The following is a 19,358-nucleotide window of genomic DNA, read 5'->3' as shown; positions in this document are numbered from 1 at the left end:
GTTTGCATGCGCCCATTCCCTCCAGACCGTTGTGACTATTTCAGAGCAGCAGCGCGGCGTCCATGGGGCATTGAGATTAGGGCCATGATCACCGATATGCGGGACGCGACATTCAAGGAGACGCCAATGGACCGCGCCGAACGCTATGCAGAACTGAAACTGGAAATCGAAAGCCTCGTCGCGGGCGAGACCTATGTGCCTGCCCGCTATGCGTCCGCGGCCTGTCTTCTGGCCGAAGCCTTCCGCCCGCGTTTTTTCTGGACCGGCTTCTATGTGGTCGATCCGCTAAAGCCCGAAGAACTAGTCGTTGGCCCCTATCAGGGCACGCTTGGCTGCCTGCGCATCCCGTTCGGCAAGGGCGTTTGCGGCGCCTGCGCGGCGGAAGGTCAGACGCAGCTCGTGCCGGACGTGCACGTCTTTCCAGGCCATATCGCCTGCGACTCGCGCTCCAATTCAGAGATCGTCGTGCCGGTCTTCGACGCAGACGGGAAGCTCGCCGCTGTGCTTGATGTCGATTCCACGGAATTCGACGCCTTCGATGAGGTTGACCGCGAGGGTCTCGAGGCGATCTGCAAGATCCTGCTGACGGCTTGAGGTTCAGCGCCCAACCGCTCTCACCGTCATCCCGGCCAACCGAAGGGAGAGCCGGGACCCATGGCGGCTGGATGCGCCCCTCTCAACCGCCATGGGTCCCGGATATTTGCTGGCGCAAATTCCGGGATGACGGGGCCGGGTCGTGCGAAGTCAGGCCTTAAGAAGCTCAGCATTCTCGCCAATCATGGCGGCCAGCTTTTCCCGTGCCTCTTCCGGCAGATCCTTCCAGGCTTCACGGAGGGCCATCAGGCAGCGGAGCTGATACTTGAACACACCCTGCGTATATGGCTTGCCATCAAGCTCGAGGCTGAACGTCTCATGACCCGCCTTCAGCGCTTCCTCATTGGCGCTCAGGAAAGGCAGATACGTGTCGCCCGCGACCGCCAGCAGCGCCTTCGCTGCGGCTGACGGCTCGCCAGTCCAGTCGCCATCTATGCCTGATGCGTCATCGACCATGTCCAGCCAGCGATAGAAATAGGGCCGCTCCTTGCGCAGAAAGGCCATCGGCGTCGGGTCGACGCTCATCACTTTCACCTGACCATAGAAAGCAAGGTCGGCGAGTGAGGGGCGATTACCAAACAGGAAGAGCGTTTTGCCGAGGGCGACTTCTTCCAGATGGCCGGTGACGCGTCTGAAAGAGCCTTCGATGACGGGCTTTGTCTCCGGCGTGCAACCGACCAGCGCCATGCGAGAAATCTGGCGCTCGCGGATAATCGCTGCTGCCTGCTCAACCTGCTCGCGGCCTGCCAGTGGCAGACTGTCATACATCAGCCAGTTCGCGCACCATTCGGCGTCTTCTGCATAGTGCCAGCGATAGTGGAACATCGCCTTCATGGTCCATTCGTCGGCCATGTCCTCAAGTAGCAGGCAGGCGAAACGCTGGACCGGGTCTGGCGGCAGCAGGGCGCGGCCTTCATCCTCCAGCGCTAGAAGGAAGGGCGTGGAATCGTTCGTCCACTGGCCGCCCGGCGTCCTGATCACCGGGATGACCGGCGCCTTCACCTGGCTTAGCACGTCGCCGCGAATGTCCGCGGTCATCGGTACCCAGACATGCGGCAGGCCCTTGGCGCGCATCGCGGCGCGCACCTTCATGGAATAGGGCGAGCCGAGCGCGCCGTGGACTTTGTAAATCTCGGTCATCAGTTCATCACCGGCTGGGGCCGCTGCGCGCAGGGTGTGCCGTACATGGCGCCCTGATCGATGCAGAAGAACTTGTCATCCGCACTGATCGGCTGCGGCCGGTCATGTTTGTTATCACCGATGTAGGCGACGATCTCGACACCCGGATAGCCCTGCGCGGCCAGCACTGCAGGCACTACATCGAAGCGTGGCGTCTTGTCGGATGCGCCCTTCGGCTGTGCGCGGGTCAGCAGGACGCGGAAGTCCTCATTACGCTCCAGCCCGACGCTGGCGAGGTTTTCCTCGGTCCAAAGCTGTTCGGTGTCGGCCCGGTTGGTCACCAGCGCGACATGGCCGCCAAGTTCGTTGACCCGTTCAATGAATGGTTTTGCGCCGGGCACCAGCGTTGCGGATTTCTCTGAGGTCCATTCATGCCAGCTTTCCGGCGTATAGGTTTCGCCGATGCGCTCACGCCTGATCTGGTATTCGACATTGTTGAGTACGGTCTCATCAATATCCAGCGCGACCGCCCAGGTGCCAGCCTCCCTGCTTGCGGCGACCTCTGCGACATAGTCGGTGGCCAGCGCGAAGACTTCCCCTGCCTTTTCGCCCCATTCAGGATTGTTCGCGACCCAGTCAACGCCTTCGCTGAGCGCAATATCGCTCTGAACCGGAGGGGTGGTGGACGGCGTCGCGCAAGCGGTCAGCGCGATCGCGGCCAAAGAGGCCTTTACGAGTGTCCAGGCATTCATGCGTTGCTCCTTTGAGATCGCGGCAGGGCCGCTTAGCCCGTTGGGTGTGTTTCGATCAGTTCCTGATATTTCAGGCCCGCCTCGCGGTGGCGATGGGCCTTCTGATAGCGCGGGTCGCGCATCATGCGCAGCATGTGCTGGCGCGAGGGATAATGCACGACCAGAACACGGTCCCATTCCTCGCCGCCACCGATGAGATAGCCTTGGCCACTGCCCGTATAGATGGGGTTTACGCCGATCTGCGGGTCTTTGCCCAGTTCGACGAGCCCATCGCCATAGCGGTTATAGGCTTCCTCGCCGCTTAGGCTCTCCTTGGCCTCCGGCGCGTCAGCCGGATACTCGGCCTTGTCCTTGAATTTCAGCAGGTTGATCATGACGATCGGCCCGTCATGCGCGTCCTTGGCGAAGCGGGTCATCTGGTCGGTGTTCGGCTGTACGGCTGGCATCGGTCACTCCCTTTTCAGCCAACCATCGCTGATCAGGAGGTCTCAGACAACCTCATCCCAGTCGCGGCTGAGCCTGTTCGCCGCATTGATAATGCCGACCATGGAATAAGTCTGCGGGAAATTTCCCCAGAGCTCACCCGTCGACGTGTCGATGTCTTCCGAGAGCAGCCCCAGACGCGTTCTATGGGCAAGGACATCCTCGAACATGGCGCGGGCTTCCTCTATCCGGCCAATTCGCGAGAGAGCATCGATGTGCCAGAAGGTGCAGGCGGTGAAGGCGGTCTGCGGCAGGCCGAAATCGTCTTCCACCCGGTAGCGATAGACATGATAGCCGTCGCGCAACTCCTCATCGATGCGTTCGACGGTCTTGATGAAGCGCTCATCCATGGCATCGATGAAGCCGATCTCGGCCATGAGCAGGACAGACGCATCGAGGGCGTCCTCACCGAAGGCGCCGGTGAAAGCCTGGCGCTTCTCATTCCAGGCAAGGTCGAGAATGCCGGTCCGCATCTCGTCGGCCTTGGCGTTCCAGTAATTGGCGCGGTCAGGCTTGCCGAGAAAAGTGGCGATCCGGGCGAGCCGGTCGCAGGCTGCCCAGCACATGATGGCCGAAGAAGTGTGGATATGCGCCTTGCCGCGAAACTCCCAGATGCCTGCATCTGGCGTATTCCAGACCGCATAGGCGCGCTCGCCGACGCCTTCGAAGTGCTCGAACTCCAGTTCGCCAGCCTTGGCGTGCAGGCGGTCGTCGAAGAAGGCCTGGCTCGCGCCGAGGACGACATGGCCGTAGACATCATGCTGGATGTGCTCGGCTGCCTGATTGCCGAAGCGTACCGGCCCCATGCCGCGATAGCCGGGCAGGGCATTGGCAAAGCCCTCGGTCAGATCATGCTCCAGCGCGATGCCATAGACCGGCTGGATATGCCCGCCCTTTGTATGGGCCACCGTATTGCGAAGATAGGCGAGATAATATTCCAGCGTTCCCACCGCAGACAGGCGGTTGAGCGCTGTCACTGTGAAATAGGCATCCCGCAGCCAGCAGAAGCGATAGTCCCAATTGCGCTCAGAGCCTGCATGTTCAGGTATGGAAGTGGTCAATGCCGCAACGATGCCGCCGGTCTCTTCATAGACGCAGAGCTTCAGCGTAATGGCCGCGCGGATCACCGCGTCCTGCCAGTCTGGCGGGGTAGCGAGACGGCGCGACCAGCTCATCCACTGGTCGGCGGTGCGCTCGAGCCATTCGAGCGCGATGACGCCCACCCGGTCGGACAAGCTTTCATCCGGGCCCAGCAAGAAGCTTACTTCGCGGTCTAGCACGAAGTCGCGCCCATCCATGACATAGGAGACGGGCGCGTCGGTTGTGATTCGGAAACCTGCATTCTCATCAAGGAACTTGATGTGGTTCACGCCCCGGCGGGTGACCATATTGTAGTCGCCGCGCTGGCTTTGCGCGAACAGGTCCACTCGAATGCGCGGCATGCCTCGCAGCGGCGTGATCCGGCGCACCATGGAAGCAGGCCGGAACATCCGGCCCTTGTCCATGAAGCGCGGGCAATAGTCCGTAATGCGGATGGCAGAGCCGTCTTCGGCTTCCAGCTCAGTCTCTATGACGGCTGTGTTGCGGCGATAGCGCTGCGTGCTCTTGCAATGGCCCTGCAGCGTGATTGCGAACTTGCCGCGTCCGCCAAGCAGGCTGTTGAAGACAGGTTCACCGTCGAGACGCGGCAGGCACATCCAGACGCATTCGCCATGCTCATTGATCAGGCCCGCGACCGTGCCATTGCCGATAATACCGAGTTCGAGATTACTCATGTGCGCCCCTGACGCTTGATCCAGTCTGCCACCGCTTCCGGGCTTTCCAGCCGGTAGGTGGCGCGTGTTTCGCCCTTGCCCACTTTTATCGACACCCCGCCGAGCCGGTTGACCACATCGAACGCGTCCTCGTCGGTCGTGTCATCCCCGACCATAACGGGCATGCGGTCTTCCAGCTTGGCCAGCACGAGCAGCTTTTCGACGGCCTTGCCCTTGTTCGCGCCGACAGGCTTGGCCTCGAAGATCATCTTGCCCGCCTGCAGCTTGTAGCCGTCAATGTTGGCGAGCCCTGCCTCCAGCCGCGCCTGCAATGTCGGGGCAGCTTCAGGGTTCAGGCGATAATGAAAGGCGATCACTTCGCCCTTTGTCTCTGCGTGCACGCTGTCCAGACCTGCGATTGCTGTCTCGGCAAGCGCCGTCAGCGCGCCTGGGGCGACAGAGCGCGTCTCTTCGGGGCTCTCGCCCGGTGCACAAATCTCCAGACCGTGCGTGCCCGCGCGCCACAGCGTGTTCGGTACGCGGGAGGAGAGGTCGCGCACATCACGCCCGCTGATAATGATCAGCGCGCCGCCAAGCGTGTTCTTCAGCCGGATCAGCTCTTCAGCGAGCCCGTCCGGCAACCTCACCGTCGCCGCATCGTCCTGCAGCGGGGCGAGCGTGCCGTCGAAATCAAGAAAGAGAGCGTGCCGAGGGTCGAGATCTGGCAGGTCAGTAGGGGTATTCATCAACAAGTATCGACGTCCAGATCATCGAGGAATTTCTGTCGCCACCAGGAGATGTCCTGCTCGACAACGGTCTGGCGCAGTTTTTCCCAGCGTTCCTGCCGCTCTTCAAGGGGCATTTCGAGCGCTTTGTAGATCGTCTCGGCGACATGGTAGCGGTCATGCGGATTGACGATCAGAGTGTCGGACAACTGCTCAGCGGCGCCTGCAAACTGCGACAGGATCAGGACGCCGGGGTCGTCCGGGTCCTGCGCCATGACGAACTCCTTGGCGACGAGGTTCATCCCGTCCCGTAGCGGCGTCACGAGGCAGACCGAAGCGATGCGGTACAGCCCGGCGAGCTCTTTCCGGTCGTAGGAACGCGCAAGATAGCGAAGCGGGATCCAGTCGAGGTCGCCATAGTCGCCATTGATGCGGCCAGCCAGCTCATCAAGTTGCACGCGGAGGTCCTGATACTCTTCCACCTTGGAGCGGGATGGCGGCGCGATCTGCGTGAAGGACACGCGCCCGCGCGTCGAGGGGAAATTGTCGAACATCTTGCCGACCGCTTCGAAGCGCTGCGGCAGGCCCTTGGAATAGTCCATCCGGTCCACGCCGAGGACGAGCTTTCGCCCGCCAAGGAATTTACCGATGCGGGTGGCGGCCGTCTTGGCACGCTGACCAACCGCAAGTTTTGCGAAACTCTCTGCCTCAATTCCGATGGGATAGGCGTTCGCTCTGATCCGCCTGCCGAAGACACTGATCCAGCCATCGCCCTCATCGACCCCGTCGCAGGAACGCACGAGGAATTGCACGAAGTTGGAGCGGTCATTCTCTGACTGGAAGCCAAGCACATCGAACTCGCACATGGCGCGGGCGATTTGCTCATGTTCGGGCAGGGCGCGAAAAACCTCAGGTGAGGGGAAGGGAATATGGAGGAAAAAGCCGATGGGGCCGTCCCATCCGCCTTTCCTCAAAAAGTCGCCCATCAGCAGGAAATGGTAGTCATGCACCCAGACGCTGTCGCCCTTTTCGAGGTGCGGCACGACCATGTCGGCAATGCGCTTGTTCACCTTCTCATAGGCGTCGAAATCGGTGTCGCCGAAATGGGCAAGGTCCACCCGATAGTGGAAAACCGGCCAGATGACCCGGTTGGCATATTGCAGATAGAAGCCGTCATGCTCGGCCTCGGTAAAGTCGGTAACGATGAAGTCGACGCCCTCATCGGTGATGTGCTCGGGCGGGCCCGGCTCACCTTTGACAATATTCCCTGACCAGCCGAACCACATGCCGCCTGTCGATGTCAGCGACTCCCAGACCGCGACGGCGAGGCCGCCTGCGCGGGCACTCGGATCAGCTGCGGTGCGGTTCGAGATGGCAATCAGTCGGCCCATGCGAAACCCTTCCTTCTGGAACTTGAAGATGCCGAAGGAAGAAAGCGCATCAACCCCAAAGGTTCGATTTCACATGAGTTTTTGCGCACGCGCCAAGGTGTTGGCCAGTCCGCTCAGTCTTTGAGCGACGTGATCGCTGGCACGTTGGTGCCTGGCTCCCGCGACTAGTAGAGCGCTACGAAAGCAGCGATGCAGGCGAGCCAGAGATTTGCCAAGCCATACTTGACCGCAAAGACACGGGCGCCTTTGAGCCACACGGCCACTGCAAAAAGGATGGGGATCATCACCGGCAGCGAGAATGTGACGACCTGACTGATCCATTCGGGCTTTCCCGGCTCTCCAGTCACCCAGTCGACTGCGTGATCACTTCCCCAATACATGTAGAAGACCCAGAAGAGAGGCAGGACGGCCAGTACCCAAACGCGGCGGTACGACCCGGTAATGCGTGGATAGTAGGACATCCCGAACGCTCTCATGAAGATCGCGAGCGTTGCGAGCAGAACCCACAGAAACAGCACAAGTGTGAGTGCCGCGAGCAGAGCGGTTAAGACGGCGCCGACAAGACTTGCGCCGTGCGCCAGAAAACCGCCGAACCCTTGCTCCAATCGCTTATTCCTTGAGCTGCCTGTTCAGGAACGCCATACGGGTCTTCATCAGGTGGGTCTGCAGGGCCTGGCCGCGGATGCCGTGGCGCTGGCCAGGATAGGTCATCAGCTCGAACAGAAGGCCTTTCTCCTGCATCTCCGCCATCAGCCTTGTCGTATTGTCGAAGGTGACATTGTCGTCGGCCATACCGTGGACGAGGAGGAGCGGCGGCAGTTCTGCTTCCAGACGCTCAAGATGATAGAAGACCGATGACTTGTCATAGCCGTCCGCATTGTCCTGCGGCGTGTCCATGTAGCGCTCTGTGTAGAAGGTATCATAAAGCGACCAGTCGGTGACGGGCGCGCCAGCGACGGCGGCGGCAAACGTGCCTGCCGGCGCCTGCAATATGGTCATCAGCGTCATGTAGCCGCCATAGGACCAGCCTTGGATGGCGACCCGGTCCGCATCGACGAAGGGCTGGGATTTCAGCCATTCGACGCCTTTCAGCTGGTCGCGCACTTCCGGCCCGCCGGTCTGGCGATAGATGACATCCTCGAACGCCTTGCCCCGGTTCGCCATGCCGCGATTGTCTAGGCGGAAGACGATGAAGCCCTGACGCGCAAGATACTGGTCAGACAGGCTCTCCCAGTCACGGTCGACCGTCTGCGCATGCGGGCCGCCATAGACTTCGACGATGGCAGGATAGGTCTTCGAGGCGTCGAAATCGGCGGGTTTCAGGATGGAGTAGTAAAGCGTCTGGCCATCCTCGGCCTCGAGCGTGCCGAACTCAGGCTCGGCATGGGCATCGAGATAGGGGGCGTAGGGGTGGTCCGCATTGAGTGCGTTTTCCTCGACCCATGCGATAAGCTCCCCGCTGGCCGTATATAGACCTGTCTGCGGCGGCTGGTTCGGTGCCGAAGACGTCCCGACAAAGGACTGCGCGTCGGGCGCCATGCTGACCGACCATGACTTGCCCGCTTCGGTGATGCGCACGGGTTCGCCGCCGCTCAGCGGGACTGAATAGAGGTGCTGCTCCAGCGGCGTGTCGGCATAGCCGGTGAAGTAGACAATGCCATTGTCCCGGTCGACGCTCTTGAGGCTATCGAGAGCCCACTCGCCGCTGGTCAGGAAATGCAGCTCGCTCGCATTGCTGCCATCTGGCGAGATGGCGAGATGACGGTAGCCGGTCTCCTCGGTGGTCAGCAGGATGCCTTCATCGAGGCCGACAAAGTCGTTCGAAAGATTGACCCAGTTGCCTTGCGTCTCTTTGAGCGGAGACCAGACCCGCCACGGCTTACCATCGGTGCGGTTATAGCGGATTTCGGTCTGGTCGCGGTTCACCGTCTGGAACCAGAGGCTGCCACCTGCCCAGTTCACCCGCGCAAGGTACGTGTCCGGCCCGACTGAAATCAGGCGCGCATCTTCGCTGCTTTTCAGGTCATGAACGAAAAGCTCGACAATCGCATTCGGCGTCCCGGCGCGCGGATAGCGCTGGTCAATGACCGTGGTTTCCTCAGCCTTGATGTCGAAGCGCTCAATGATGTCGACCGTGCTTTCATCGACCTTGGTAAAGGCGATGTGGCGCTCATCCGGGCTCCACCAATAACCTGTATACCGGCTCATCTCCTCCTGCGCGACGAACTCGGCCACGCCGTATGAGATCGCATTGTCAGGCTCGGCGTCCAGCGTGATCTGGCGCTCCTCGCCGCTTGCCAGCTCGATCACGAAGACCGCGCCATCCCGAACAAAGCTTACATAATTGCCGCGCGGGGAGACGCGGGCATCATACTCAAAAGCTTCGGTTTGCGTCAGCTGGCGGGTCTGCGCGCCGTCAGCGTCAAGCGTCACCAGATGAAGGTCCCCGCCCAGCGGGACGAGTATGGTATCGGCCGTGCCCCAGTCATAGTCCACGATACCCTTGCGGCCAGCGATCCGGCGGCGCTCACGCAGCGCCTTTTCCTCTTCCGACAGCTCCACCTCTTCAGGCTCCAGCAAGGTCGAGTCGACCAGCATGGACTGCGCGCCCGTCTCCACATCGAACTGCCAGAGGTCATAGCGGCTGGAATCGTCCTCGCGCGCCTTGAGGAAGGTCACCCGGCTGCTATCGGGAGAGTATTTCACGCCCGTTGGCGCAGGCCCGCTCAGCGAAGGCGAGGCATAGAGACGTTCGATCGTCAGCTCTTTGGAGGCCATAGTGTCCTGTCCGGTCTGTGCGATTGCGGGGGAGGCGAGAAGAAGGGCGGCAGCAAGGCCAGAAACGAGATTGCGCATGACGGCCATACCTAGCGTAGTTCCGGCAGGTGTCAGCCCCCGCAACTGGTAGTCGCCGCAGAATTTGAGCGTTTGGTGAACACCCGTCCGCACACCTTCTACCTTGATCTTGAGGGGCCCCAGCGACTACATCGGCGGTTTCCGATTTCCAATCCAGATCAGCGAGCGTTCTCACCCCATGGCCGGTCAACAATACGTCTTCAACATGCAGGGCCTGACCAAGACCTATCCAGGCGGCAAGAAGGTATTCGAAAACATCCACCTGTCCTTCCTGCCAGACGCCAAGATCGGTGTTGTCGGCGTGAACGGTGCTGGTAAGTCAACGTTGCTGCGCATCATGGCGGGTCAGGACACTGAGTATAATGGCGAGGCCAACCCGGCGCCCGGCACCAAGGTCGGCTACCTGCCGCAGGAGCCGAAGCTGGACGAAAGCAAGACGGTGTTCGAGAACATCGCCTCGCAATGCCCGGAAAAGCAGATCTTCGACAAGTTCAACGAAATCTCGATGAAGCTCGGTGAGGAATACACTGACGAGCTGATGGAAGAGATGACGGCCCTGCAGGAGCAGGTCGACCAGGCAGACGCCTGGGACATCGATTCCAAGATCGAGATGGCGATGGTCGCCCTCGGATGTCCTGAAGGCGATGCGTCCGTCACCAACCTTTCAGGCGGTGAAATTCGCCGCGTCGCGATCTGCCAGCTGCTTCTTTCGAAGCCTGACATGATCCTGATGGACGAACCGACCAACCATCTCGACGCCGAGACGGTGGCCTGGCTGCAGAACTATCTCATCAACTTCCCGGGCTGTGTGATCCTCGTCACCCACGACCGTTACTTCCTCGATGAAATAACCGACTGGATCCTCGAGCTCGATCGCGGCCGCGGCATTCCTTACAAGGGTAACTATTCCGACTGGGTCGAGCAGAAGGCCAAGCGGATGGAGCAGGAAGCCCGCGAGGATGCTGGCAAGAAGCGCACGCTCGCGAAAGAACTCGAATGGGTTCGCGCAGGCGCCAAGGCCCGTCAGGCAAAATCCAAGGCCCGTATCTCTGCTTATGAGCAGCGCGCCTCCGAGGCTGAGCGTGAGAAAGTGTCCACGGCGCAGATCCGTATCCCGCCTGGCCCACGCCTTGGTAACATTGTCATTGAGGCGGAAGACCTGCGTAAGGCATTCGGCAACAACCTTCTCATCGATGATCTGTCCTTTGCTCTGCCGCCGGGCGGCATTGTCGGCGTGATCGGCCCGAACGGTGCTGGTAAGTCGACCCTGTTCAAGATGATCATGGGCAAGGAAACCCCGGATACGGGCGCGATCCGCGTCGGTGACACGGTCAAGCTTGGCTATGTTGACCAGAGCCGCGACCAGCTCGACGACAAGAAGAATGTCTGGGAAGAAGTCTCCGACGGCCTCGACGTCATCGACCTTGGCGGCGTTGAAGTGAACTCACGCGCCTATGTCGGCGCCTTCAACTTCAAGGGTTCCGATCAGCAGAAGAAAGTCGGCCTGCTGTCTGGTGGTGAGCGTAACCGCGTCCACCTCGCCAAGATGTTGCGCCAGGGCGCCAACTGCCTCCTACTCGACGAACCGACCAACGACCTCGACGTGGAAACCCTGCAGGCGCTCGAAGAAGGCCTCGACGGCTTCCCGGGCTCTGTCGTGGTGATCTCGCACGATCGCTGGTTCCTTGACCGTATGGCGACCCATATTCTCGCTTTCGAAGGTGACAGCCACGTCGAATGGTTCGAAGGCGATTTCTCGTCCTATCTGGAAGACAAGAAGCGCCGTCTCGGCCCTGATGCGGTTGAGCCGAAGAAGCTCAAATTCAAGAAGTTCCAGCGCGACTAGGCTTTCTCGGCGGGCCATCTTGCTGTCGTTTCCCGTTTGGGAAGCGCACAGCTAGTATTTGAAAAGTTTCTCCGGCCCGCCACTTCGTCCGTATGCGTCACACACGATCACATTTCCTGCCGGCCGGTCTGGCCGCTATCGCTTTCATCGCCCTCGCGCTTGCCGTGAAGAATGAGGCGATGCTGGTTTCTGTCGATCTGGCGATCAGTGATGCGGTGCAGGAAGCGCGCAGCCCGGCAACGGACTGGGTCGTCGTGCTGGTCACCCTGTTCGGTGATGCTGTCGCGCTGACGCTGATTGCCTCCACAATCGTGATCGCACTCCTTCTGCGTCGGGCCTGGTGGCCAGCGGCGATGAGTGCCATTGCCTTCATTTCCACCCTGCTGATTGTGAAGCTGATCAAGCTCCTGATCGCGCGTGACCGGCCGACGGCCGATCTCTATGGCGGGGTCGAGAGCTTCAGTTTTCCATCCGGCCACATGACCAATTCGGCGGTCATCTATGGCGCTCTCGCCATCTTCGCCGCCTATGCCCTGAAGGGCTCGGTGCAGAAACTAGCCGTGGCTGGTTTTATCCTGCTGATCGGTCTGATCGGTTTCTCGCGGGTCTATCTCGGCGCCCACTGGCCAACCGATGTCATCGGCGCAGTGATCCTCGCCAGCATCATGCTCTTCCTGATTGCATGGGGGTTTGACCAGGTGCGGAACGCCGACCGGTTCGCCAGACCGTTCACGCTCGCCATCCTCGTCATGTTTGCGGTCTGGGCTGTCTATGGCTTCATAACGCTTGAAGTAGCCCTCGACATGTATGCGCTGGATGTCACACCTGAAGGCACGATTGAGGTGGAGCCTGTCCCACAGGAATAAGCGCCGTATCCGGATCAAAAACAGCGGCTTAACCTCAAGATAACCGCTTTTGTCCACACTGGTCATAAGCCGAATTAGGGTGGGGGGACAAACACACCGGAAGGCGAGGCCATGCCAGGGTACCCCGCAAAACAGAGCGTCCCAAATACAGGTGTCATTCCTGACGAGAACTCCCGCCTTCGGGCCGTCCGCGAACTTGGCATCATCAATACGCCAGCCGAAAAATCCTATGACAGGATTGTTGGCCTGGTCAAAAAGATCTTCAAGGTCGAAATCGCGGCGATCTCCATCATGGATGGCCACCGCTTCTGGCTGAAATCTGCTGTCGGTACGCCGGTAACGGAAGCGCAGCACGCCGACAGTTTTTCCCAGTTCACACTGGCGATTGATGGCCCGTTCGTGGTTAGCGATACGTTCGAAGATCCGCGCTTTCGTGACAATCCTTTTGTCGCCGGACCGCCCCATGTCCGCTTCTACGCTGGCGTTCCCGTGCGTTCCAGCAACGGGCAGGGGATCGGGACGCTTTGCGCCGTCGATACGAAACCTCGCAAGATTACAGAGGGGCAACTGGCCGTCCTGCAGGACTTTGCTGATATCGTTGCCGAGAACTTCCAGCTGCGGCGCGTGGCCATGCGCGATGAGCTGACCGGCACGCTTTCGCGCCGCGCCTTTCGCGAGCAGGGTGTGCAGATCGCCTCGCTGGCTGCCCGGCACCGCCACAATTTCACGGCGATTTGCTTCGATCTGGATCATTTCAAATCCATCAATGACACGTTCGGCCATGCGGCTGGCGATGAGGTCCTGCGAGAGATGGCGAAGGCTGCGCAGACGCGGCTTCGCACCAGCGATCTGCTTGGGCGCATGGGCGGCGAGGAGTTTGCTGTCCTGTTGCCAGAGACGGACAGACAGGGCGCGCTAGAGGCGGCCGAAAAGCTGCGCCGGGATATCTCCGCGCTCCGGTTTGAGTTTGGTGGGCGGACCGTCGGCATCACGGCGAGCTTTGGTATCGGCACGTTCAACATTGAGACCCGGGATCTGGACAGTTTGCTGGAGCGGGCCGACGCGGCGCTTTATCAGGCCAAGTCGGAAGGGCGGAACCGCTGCGTCGCCTTCGGCAAGAGTGATGTTACCGTCCGCGCAGCGCGCCGGCGGGTACTGAAGGCAGGCAAGATCAGCTTCCGAAATGGCGGCTCAACGATCGACTGTACGGTCCGTACGCTTGGTCAGGAAGGCGCTGGCCTCGACATGATCGCGACAACAGATGTGCCGAACGAATTCAGGTTGCTTATCAAGGCCGATGGCTTGGATGCGAAATGTGAGGTGACCTCACGCACACGCACCCATCTGGAGGTGGAGTTCGTCTAGTCGCCGCGTCTGAAAGGCGAAGAGACAACGAGACGGCGGTCACGTTCTGCTTCCTGCGTTTCAGAGCTGGAGCTTGCAGCTTCATCGCTGGCGCCGGGCAGATAGGTTTCACTGCGTGCATAGACCGATGGCGACTGGTTCGGGGCGGCGGCAGCGACCTCGCTGCGCGGGACGATCTCGAAGCCGAGGAAGCCAAGCAGGTAGTAGAAGCCGATACCCGTCAGGACAGCCGTCGCGAAGATGCGGACCAGGAATTTCAGGATTGCACCGGAGAAGGCTTTCACGACAATGGCGCTGATCACCCCGCCGCCAAGACCCGCTGTAGACGCGACCGCTGCAAGGTCGAAAAGCTCATTGAACCAGTCCATCAGATATTCCCCCAAAGAAGCTGTGGCAGGCCGGGTTGCTAGCCAGCGCTCGCCGTTTCAAGATTGTTGAGTTCGAACCGCACCCCGCCGATGACGACACCATCGCCGTCACTGTGGAGGTCCAGCCTGTCGGCCCGCTCCAGTGCTTTCATGGCGTTGTGGAGGCTGATGCAGAAGGTCGACAGCGCCTCGCGCTTGCCGTCTTCGAAGATCAGCCGCTCATTCTCATCCAGCTGGATACTGGTCTGGCCCTTATTGGTGGTGACCGGCTTGCCAATGGCAGCGGTCCAGCGCGAGGCGAGCGCGCGCGGGTCCGGGGCGCTGAAGATCGCGCCAGCAATATGCCCTCTGACCGACTGTTTCTCCCAGTTCGGGCCGGCCCAGCGCCAGCTGTTCCAGGGGCGTGCCTCATCGAGGGAGAGGATCGCAGCGCCCACATCGGCCGGGTGGACATGGCTGGCGGAGATATCGTCGAGGTCGATATTCCAGACGCGGCGGATACCGGCATTGTCGAGGCGGGCGCGCGCGTCTGCGAGGTCCTCTGTCTGCAAGATCGCCATATAGCCGCCTTCGCCATGCTTATCGAGGAAGCGGCGAGCGGGCGCGTCGTCTGTGGTCGGGGCGACGACTTCTAGGAACTGATCGCCGATGGAGAAGACAGCGTTCTCGAGGCCGAACTCCTTCACACCGGGGTCAGCAAATGGCTTGCCGAGGCCGAGGACGGTGCGGAGGTGATCGGCCGTCTCGAGACTTTCGGCGGCGATAACGAGTTGGCGCATGCGTATACGGGTCATGTATGCCGGGTAACATACATGGCAGGCGCGCGCCTAATGCTTTCAGAAAGGGGGCGGGGGCCGGCACCTGATCTGAGCGTTGAGATCGTCCAGCGTCGCGCTGAGCCAGTCAGGTGTTTCTCGGCCCCTGATGCCGGGTGGCCAGCCCGGACGCAGCGGTGTCAGACGCGGACGGGGACCGTCACTCGACAGGGCCCGCGCACGCCTACGGGCGAGCCGCAGCGCGTGGCGTTCTGGTGCTTCAAGTGCGCTCTGTAGCGCAGCAAGCCGGGCGTTGAGCCGGGGCCTGGCCGGGGCTTCTTCTACCGCGGAACAGGCGGTGCCCGGACCAAGCACGTCCACAATGCGCGGCCCGGCATGGAAGCGCATCCCGCGCAATGGTCCGCCGACTGCGGCGGCGCAGGTCGCGACCGGTTCGAACAGGGCGAAGCCTGCGGAATGTCGGCGACCATTGCGGTTTGGCAGGATTGCCTGGCTTGCCGGCGCAGAAGGAAGCAGCCGGGTCTCCAGCCTGTCTGCGAGCAGAGTGATGATCCGCCGGACAAGGGCCTCGGCAGGCCGCAACAGGCGCATGGCATGCAGGCGCACGGCACGGTCATCGGCGCCAGCGCCTTCCAGCATTGCAGCAATACCGGCGACCAGCGCGACGAGGCGCGGCCAGACCCGTGCAATCAACGGGGAAAGGTCGGTGACGGTGCATCCCATGGTGCAGTAACAGTACACCGGTGGTGCAGGGGTGGGATATTCTGTGCGGCTGCAAATCAGGAAAGCCCTGCGCCTTGAGCTATTCCGGCGTAACACTATCGTATCGGCAACATTGCGAGGGGCGACCATGAGATTGATTGCAAAATGCTGGGCAGCAATTGGTGCCGCAGCGCTGATAGGTGGTTGCGCGGCGAATATGACGGCCGAGACGCCTCTGGACACCCTTGCTGAGGCGCCCGGGACCATACGCATTCTTCAAGAGCAGGAGCTGGTCGATATTCTTGTCGGCTCCTGCATCCAGTCTACGCGCAACTGCGACCCCTCCGCATCGATCGAGCAGGTGAAAGCGGCGCTCGCCGACGGCGCATTATTCCGTTTGCTTGTCCCGCAGGCTGTACCGGACGACGGCGTGGTCGTTGCCGTGCAGGGGATTGGTGGCGGCGGTCCCTGGCAACATGTCATCGACAGGACAGCCGAGCAGGGCCTGTCACGGATGGATGATGCCGCGATGGAGCAGGCGGTTGTTGAGCTATTCGCCGACCATATCGGCAAGGATGTCACCGCCCTGGTAAGGTCGGAAGCTGCCGGGGCAACCGCGACGGCGCTGCTGCTGGGTGCAAAGCTTGGTATCCCCACACTCGATGCCGGGATTACCGGACGGGCGGTGCCGGAAGTGCAGCAATCCATTCCCTGGATCAACGAGATTGCCTCTGTGCCGACGGCCGTCATCACGCCTTGGGGCGACCAGATCATCATCCGGCATGCGGTCGATGAATATCGCGTAGAGGACCTGACCCGCGCCATTGCCGTGGCGAGTGGCGGCGATGCCTTCATCACAATGACGCCGATGAGCGGCTCTGACCTGGAGCGCGGCGTCCTTGCCGGGAACATCAGCGAAGCGGAAGCCTATGGCCGCACGGTGCGTGAGGCGGTTGATGCGGGCCAAGACCCGATCGCGGCACTTGTCGAAATCAGTGGCGGCTACCGCCTGTTTGAAGGCGTTGTCACGAGCTCTGAGGAACACGGCGAGCGCGGCTTCAACTGGGTGGAAGCTGAATTCGCCGGGACCGGCGCCTATGAGGGCGAGACTTACCGCGTCTATGTGAAGAATGAGAATATCGTCGGCTGGCGCAATGGTGAGCTGGATGCCGTTTCGCCCGACTATATCTACAATCTGGATCCCGCGACGGGGCAGTCGACTTTGGGGGTGGGCTATGGCGGTTATGTCGTCGGTGAGCACGTGGTCTTAGTCGGCGTTCCCGCACCGGCCCCATGGCGCAGCGAGCGCGGGATTGACCTGATCGGGCCGCGCCATTTCGGCTTCGATTTCGACTATGTCCCGCTGGAAGAGTTGCAGGCGGACTGAAGGGCGCGGGCCTATTCCGAGCGGTAGTTCGGGACGAGGTCTATGGCGAGTTCGCGCATCTTCTGGACGTCGCCCTGTGTCATGCTGGGCTTGCCGTTGCGGTGCCAGGTCCAGAGGCCGTGCGCGTCGTTGAATGCGTTCGCCTGGCTGCTCTGCAGGACGCCATCCTTCTGCATCACCTCGATCAGGGCGGCGATCTCATTGTTGGAAAAGCCGGCATAGCGGGTGCGGGTACGGCCATGGATATTCGGGTTCGAGGCCCGGCGCTGAAGCTCGTCGCGGATGGCATACCAGTGGTTCTTGAAAGTCTGCCGCATCCTGCCGGCTTCGTCGGTCACCTTCTCTTCCACATCGGTACGAAGGTCGAAAACGCTGGAGCGTAACTGGCTGACAGCGCCGAGCGTGGCGCTCATCTGCTCTTCCATTGCCGAGAGGAGCGTACGGGTTTCTGCCTGATGTTTCTCAATCGCTTCGTTGGAGGCTTCCAGCGCGGATTTCAGGTTCTTCACCCGCCCCCCAAACAGTGCAGCGCCCAGCAGGACGCCGAGCCCACCCGCCACGATCAGCACCGCTGTCGAGATCAGCGATGCCTGCGCATCTGTCAGATTGATCCAGTACTCTTCCAGCATCTTGTCCCCCCGGCCATCGATTTCTGGTCGAGATGTTCTTCTCGTTAAAAGTACGCGCGTCAAGTTGGGGCCATCCCGCATGGACAAGGCGGCCAGCGCGGATCAGGATGGAAACCTATCGCAAGTCTGGAGGGATGAGGGCATGAAGACGAGCTGGCGCGTGATGGGTATTCTGGCGGCGGGGCTGTTGCCGCTTGCGGCCTGCGGAACGTCCGAGGAGATGGGGACGCCTGCGGCCGAACCTGTCGAAGAGGCGCCAAACCTGGCTGTCAGTGAGCCGGTAAGCCAGGCTGAAGCGATGCCGGCGAATGAGCTGGTCGGGCAGGGCGAGGCGATTGCCGAAACGCTCTGCGCGGGCTGTCACGCCATCGGCCTTACCGGGGAAAGCCAACACGCGCAGGCCATGCCGTTCCGGGAGATCTCGTGGCACTATCCGGTCGAAGTGCTGGCCGAACCTTTTGGGGAAGGCATCATGGTGGGCCACCCCGAAATGCCGCAATGGCAGTTCGAGCCAGAACAGATCGACGCGCTGCTGGCCTATCTGGAAACCGTGCAGGTGCCGGAAGAGGGGTGAGGTCGGCTGATGCCCCATCCCCGCGCGGCGGGGATGGGGCGAGCGGGGCGCCTATTTCTTGCGCTGGTCGAAGACGTTGCTGACGCCAGTCTTCACGGACGGGTTCGACGCGTTGGTCTTCGGCTTTTCCTGCTTGGGCTTCCGGATTTCGCGGTTTGATTTCTGCTGTTTAGCCATGCGAATTGGTCACTTCTTTTGCATCGCAGCCAGCGATGCGGATTGCCCCTGTTGGCCGGCGCGCGGAATGCGCGATCAGGCAGGGACAGCGCCGGTTGGCTTTGCGGGTTTTAGCGTGAAGTGGGCCGCAAAAGGCGTGGTTCAGATATCGGGCCGGGCGAGGGCGAATGCAATGGAAATGTGCGGGCGGCTAGTGCGGCAGGCCTAATCGCAGCCTGCCGCTGTTGGACGCTCCGGGTCGGCCAGCGCTTCTGAGATGACTTTCGTCCAGATGTCATAGCCTGCCGCGTTCATGTGCAAGCGGTCGCTGATGAAGAGGTCCTTCGGCGTGTCGCCGTCCATCATCGGTTCGGTGATGTCGATAAATATCAGGTCGTCGCGGGTCGCGGCATAGTCCGCGATGAGACGGTTCGCGGCGGTCTGGGTCTCAAGTTGGCTTAACCGCGCGATCGAGGGTTTGATCGAGACGAAATAGACAGGCGTGTCGCCGAGCGCCGCCGTCTTCTTCTCCAGAAAGGCCTGGAAGGATGCGAGAACATCATCGGCGCTCGCGCCCGCGCTCACGTCGTTTTCGCCGGAATAGAAGATGATCTCGCGCGGCTGATGCGGCGATATGAGAAGGTCGAAATACGCGGTCGCATGGGCGATGCCTGAGCCGCCAAAACCGCGATTGACGGGATCGAGCGCCGGGAAGTCCTCTTCAAGTGTGAACCAGAACCTGATGCTCGAACTGCCTGTGAAAACAGTGCTGCAAGCGGCGGGCGGCAACACTTCGTCCTGTACGAGGAAATTGTACATTTCCGACACGAATGGCGAGCTGCGGGTGAGCGCGATTGGCGAAGCAATGGGGAGGGGCTGGGCGGCGGTTGTTGTGGTGGTCGTTTCCTCAACAGCCATCTCGCCGGTGGACTGACACCCGGCGAGTAGAGCTGCGCTTCCAAGGCAGGCGGCGAGCCAGATCTGTGCGTTGCGTTTCATGGTTCGCGTTTCCTCG

20 protein-coding genes are annotated in these 19,358 nt (G+C 61.1%); 6 read left to right on the top strand and 14 right to left on the bottom strand.

From position 1 onward, the window contains the following. Positions 1-126: 126 nt before the first annotated feature. Complete coding sequence (locus O4G74_RS10520; RefSeq protein WP_419715394.1) at positions 127-594, top strand: GAF domain-containing protein; 468 nt, start codon at positions 127-129, stop codon at positions 592-594. A 150-nt stretch (positions 595-744) separates the two neighbouring features. Here the strand turns inward: O4G74_RS10520 and O4G74_RS10515 are convergent, their stop codons facing one another. From O4G74_RS10515 to O4G74_RS10480, 8 genes are all read right to left on the bottom strand, one after another. After that, positions 745-1,734, bottom strand: a complete 990-nt coding sequence (locus O4G74_RS10515; protein WP_269402565.1) for a glutathione S-transferase family protein — start codon at positions 1,732-1,734, stop codon at positions 745-747. Further along, the gene (locus O4G74_RS10510) at positions 1,734-2,465 is read right to left on the bottom strand and encodes an HAD family acid phosphatase (RefSeq protein WP_269402564.1); all 732 of its coding nucleotides are present in this window, start codon (positions 2,463-2,465) and stop codon (positions 1,734-1,736) included. The genes O4G74_RS10515 and O4G74_RS10510 overlap by 1 nt, the downstream gene beginning before the upstream one ends. 32 nt (positions 2,466-2,497) lie before the next feature. Then, positions 2,498-2,911: a DUF1330 domain-containing protein gene (locus tag O4G74_RS10505; protein WP_269402563.1), complete on the bottom strand. Its 414-nt coding sequence runs from the start codon at positions 2,909-2,911 to the stop codon at positions 2,498-2,500. A gap of 42 nt (positions 2,912-2,953) precedes the next feature. After that, positions 2,954-4,723 (bottom strand): glycoside hydrolase family 15 protein, encoded by a 1,770-nt coding sequence (locus O4G74_RS10500; RefSeq protein WP_269402562.1) that lies wholly within the window; start codon positions 4,721-4,723, stop codon positions 2,954-2,956. Then, positions 4,720-5,448 (bottom strand): trehalose-phosphatase, encoded by a 729-nt coding sequence (gene otsB, locus O4G74_RS10495; protein WP_269402561.1) that lies wholly within the window; start codon positions 5,446-5,448, stop codon positions 4,720-4,722. Before otsB ends, O4G74_RS10500 begins: the two co-directional genes overlap by 4 nt. Then, positions 5,448-6,818 carry an alpha,alpha-trehalose-phosphate synthase (UDP-forming) gene (locus O4G74_RS10490; protein WP_269402560.1) on the bottom strand — a complete coding sequence of 457 codons (1,371 nt, stop codon included), beginning with the start codon at positions 6,816-6,818 and terminating at the stop codon, positions 5,448-5,450. The genes otsB and O4G74_RS10490 overlap by 1 nt, the downstream gene beginning before the upstream one ends. Positions 6,819-6,982: 164 nt before the next feature. Then, positions 6,983-7,423: a hypothetical protein gene (locus O4G74_RS10485; protein WP_269402559.1), complete on the bottom strand. Its 441-nt coding sequence runs from the start codon at positions 7,421-7,423 to the stop codon at positions 6,983-6,985. 4 nt (positions 7,424-7,427) lie between these two features. After that, the gene (locus O4G74_RS10480; protein ID WP_269402558.1) at positions 7,428-9,674 is read right to left on the bottom strand and encodes a DPP IV N-terminal domain-containing protein; all 2,247 of its coding nucleotides are present in this window, start codon (positions 9,672-9,674) and stop codon (positions 7,428-7,430) included. A gap of 178 nt (positions 9,675-9,852) precedes the next feature. Here O4G74_RS10480 and ettA point away from each other — a divergent pair, with 178 nt between their 5' ends. From ettA to O4G74_RS10465, 3 genes are all read left to right on the top strand, one after another. Next, positions 9,853-11,520 (top strand): energy-dependent translational throttle protein EttA, encoded by a 1,668-nt coding sequence (gene ettA / locus O4G74_RS10475; RefSeq protein WP_269402557.1) that lies wholly within the window; start codon positions 9,853-9,855, stop codon positions 11,518-11,520. Between the two features lie 92 nt (positions 11,521-11,612). Beyond that, the gene (locus O4G74_RS10470; RefSeq protein WP_269402556.1) at positions 11,613-12,386 is read left to right on the top strand and encodes a phosphatase PAP2 family protein; all 774 of its coding nucleotides are present in this window, start codon (positions 11,613-11,615) and stop codon (positions 12,384-12,386) included. Between the two features lie 111 nt (positions 12,387-12,497). Continuing rightward, positions 12,498-13,751 carry a sensor domain-containing diguanylate cyclase gene (locus tag O4G74_RS10465; RefSeq protein WP_269402555.1) on the top strand — a complete coding sequence of 418 codons (1,254 nt, stop codon included), beginning with the start codon at positions 12,498-12,500 and terminating at the stop codon, positions 13,749-13,751. Here O4G74_RS10465 and O4G74_RS10460 read toward each other — a convergent pair. From O4G74_RS10460 to O4G74_RS10450, 3 genes are read right to left on the bottom strand one after another with little or no spacing between them, the layout of a single operon-like run. Beyond that, a complete protein-coding gene (locus O4G74_RS10460) occupies positions 13,748-14,119 on the bottom strand; it encodes a hypothetical protein (RefSeq protein WP_269402554.1) in 372 nt (123 codons plus the stop codon). The two genes, O4G74_RS10465 and O4G74_RS10460, sit on opposite strands and share 4 nt — an antisense overlap. Positions 14,120-14,157: 38 nt before the next feature. Next, positions 14,158-14,913 (bottom strand): VOC family protein, encoded by a 756-nt coding sequence (locus O4G74_RS10455; RefSeq protein WP_269402553.1) that lies wholly within the window; start codon positions 14,911-14,913, stop codon positions 14,158-14,160. Positions 14,914-14,955: 42 nt separating this feature from the next. After that, positions 14,956-15,618 carry a hypothetical protein gene (locus O4G74_RS10450; RefSeq protein ID WP_269402552.1) on the bottom strand — a complete coding sequence of 221 codons (663 nt, stop codon included), beginning with the start codon at positions 15,616-15,618 and terminating at the stop codon, positions 14,956-14,958. A gap of 127 nt (positions 15,619-15,745) precedes the next feature. Here O4G74_RS10450 and O4G74_RS10445 point away from each other — a divergent pair, with 127 nt between their 5' ends. Continuing rightward, positions 15,746-16,984, top strand: a complete 1,239-nt coding sequence (locus O4G74_RS10445; protein ID WP_269402551.1) for a DUF917 domain-containing protein — start codon at positions 15,746-15,748, stop codon at positions 16,982-16,984. Positions 16,985-16,995: 11 nt separating this feature from the next. Here O4G74_RS10445 and O4G74_RS10440 read toward each other — a convergent pair whose 3' ends face one another. Next, on the bottom strand, positions 16,996-17,613 hold the full coding sequence (locus tag O4G74_RS10440; protein WP_269402550.1) for a hypothetical protein: 618 nt from the start codon (positions 17,611-17,613) through the stop codon (positions 16,996-16,998). 79 nt (positions 17,614-17,692) lie between these two features. Here O4G74_RS10440 and O4G74_RS10435 point away from each other — a divergent pair, with 79 nt between their 5' ends. Further along, positions 17,693-18,187 (top strand): c-type cytochrome, encoded by a 495-nt coding sequence (locus tag O4G74_RS10435; protein WP_269402549.1) that lies wholly within the window; start codon positions 17,693-17,695, stop codon positions 18,185-18,187. 51 nt (positions 18,188-18,238) lie between these two features. Here O4G74_RS10435 and O4G74_RS10430 read toward each other — a convergent pair whose 3' ends face one another. Together O4G74_RS10430 and O4G74_RS10425 are read right to left on the bottom strand one after the other, a co-directional pair. Further along, positions 18,239-18,364, bottom strand: coding sequence for a hypothetical protein (locus O4G74_RS10430; protein WP_267897069.1), 126 nt, complete (start codon positions 18,362-18,364; stop codon positions 18,239-18,241). A gap of 204 nt (positions 18,365-18,568) precedes the next feature. Further along, entirely contained in the window at positions 18,569-19,342 is a 774-nt protein-coding gene (locus tag O4G74_RS10425; RefSeq protein ID WP_269402548.1) for a GDSL-type esterase/lipase family protein, read from the bottom strand. Positions 19,343-19,358: the final 16 nt, after the last annotated feature.

Origin of the sequence: Henriciella marina, from assembly GCF_027213945.1 — a bacterium.
GTDB lineage: Bacteria > Pseudomonadota > Alphaproteobacteria > Caulobacterales > Hyphomonadaceae > Henriciella > Henriciella marina_A.
This window is presented reverse-complemented; position numbering and strand designations above follow the sequence as displayed.